Source organism: Neobacillus fumarioli NBRC 102428, assembly GCF_001591485.1.
In the GTDB taxonomy this organism is placed as follows: Bacteria; Bacillota; Bacilli; order Bacillales; family Cytobacillaceae; genus Neobacillus; species Neobacillus fumarioli.
The window spans coordinates 1-1,589 of the sequence record NZ_BCUZ01000223.1 but is presented as its reverse complement, the minus strand read 5'-3'; the positions used below and the strand labels follow the sequence as shown (position 1 = coordinate 1,589).

Annotated in this window: 2 protein-coding genes; both read right to left on the bottom strand. The window is 35.3% G+C overall.

The window, feature by feature from the left end; translation table 11 throughout:
- Positions 1-44 precede the first annotated feature (44 nt).
- On the bottom strand, positions 45-299 hold the full coding sequence (locus BFU02S_RS15750; protein WP_235842093.1) for a hypothetical protein: 255 nt from the start codon (positions 297-299) through the stop codon (positions 45-47).
- Positions 274-1,515: an IS91 family transposase gene (locus tag BFU02S_RS15745; RefSeq protein ID WP_066372732.1), complete on the bottom strand. Its 1,242-nt coding sequence runs from the start codon at positions 1,513-1,515 to the stop codon at positions 274-276. The genes BFU02S_RS15750 and BFU02S_RS15745 overlap by 26 nt, the downstream gene beginning before the upstream one ends.
- Between the last annotated feature and the right edge of the window lie 74 nt (positions 1,516-1,589).

Genomic DNA, 1,589 nt, shown 5'->3' with positions numbered 1-1,589 from the left:
GAACAAAATCGCTAACGCGACCTAAATCACGACCCAAATGATAATTACTCACTTGGGTCTTTTCTCGCTCGACGCATTGGACCATTGCAAAAAGGGCAGACTACTTCTACTTCTTCATTTTCTTTTAAATCAAAATGAAACTCCTCCACTACATATTCAGGAACCTCGTCTTCCTTTCCACAATCTAAACATTTAAAAATTAACACTTTTATCTCTTCATTCAAGCCGAACGGGTCGTCCTCATCCAATGTTTCTAGAAATGCTTTACTTAATTCATCCTGCTCTTTGTTTTTGGCCAAGACTAATCCTCCTTAACCTTTTAACTGACCCTATATCCTCCATATAATGATACAGGAATCCATAATCCGCATGAAATATTTCAACTAAGTCCAACTCTCGATGGCAGTGAAGGCAAATAAATGGATCCTTATTAAATGCTTCTATCATGCGCTGTCTATAGGTTTTCTTTTTCTTTTTTCTCTCTAATAATAAAGAAAGCTGTTTTGTCCGCATAAAAACATACAGACTTAACACCTGATTAGCCTTTTTATATGATCGTCTGCTATACAAACCAAAACGACCAACCATTCGAAAATGCTTGGGCTGAATATGTTGTATTAAGTTAAAAAGGAATCTATATACAGGAAGAGTTTCATCTATCCTTTTACCAGTTTGATGATCCTCATACCAAAAATGAACAGTCTTTCCATCGTATTTAACTATTCGGTACTCGGCAATAGCTGGCCTAGCCAAATATCTACCTATGTATTTCGCTGCTCCTTTGGCATCCTTCATTTTTCGTTCAGCATTTACATAGAACCCTTTTGGATATCGCTTATATAAATCATCAATGAGATTCTTGGCAGAATTATTATTCGGAAACCATGACTTTAATAAATCTAATAGTACCTTTTGCCATGACCTTCTTAAGAATTCATATGGAATAAATTCAGTAGCGACCCACTCATTACGATTATCTAAAGCGCCTTCTGTAACTAAAGCATGAATATGGGGGTTAAACTTAAGGTCCCTTCCAAATGTATGAATGACCGTAATAACCCCCACCTGTAACTGACGTTTTTTACGTTTACGTTGATAATAAAATTGGAATACCTCAGCTACTTTCTTACTTAACTCATTTAATTTTTTACGGTCTTGAAAAAAGACATTTCTCAATTCTTTCGGAATTGTAAATACCATATGACGATGTGGAACATTAAAAATCATTTCTTGTTGTTTATCTGACCAATCATCTGTATATTTCTTACCACATTTATGGCAAAAACGACTCTTACAAGTAAAGCAAACAAAAATTGGATTGGGACCTCCTTCGCATCCTAAGCATTCATATCTTGCATATCCCAAATCACGAGTACCGCACCTAATAGCTTTTTCAACTGTTTCTTTTATATCTTCACGATATGATTCAGGAAAGCGGTCAGAATGCATTCTCCAAAATCCATCAAAATGATCCTTTAAAACTTGTTTGATAACTCCACTTTTGGCCCTACTCATATCCAAAACCTCACAGATAATATACGAACATTATACCGAACACTTATCCACAAGTCTAGAAATTTATAAATTCC

Bases quoted from the DNA above. Each gene is read 5' to 3' on its own strand.
- BFU02S_RS15745 (WP_066372732.1), bottom strand. From the start codon at position 1,515: ATGAGTAGGGCCAAAAGTGGAGTTATCAAACAAGTTTTAAAGGATCAT.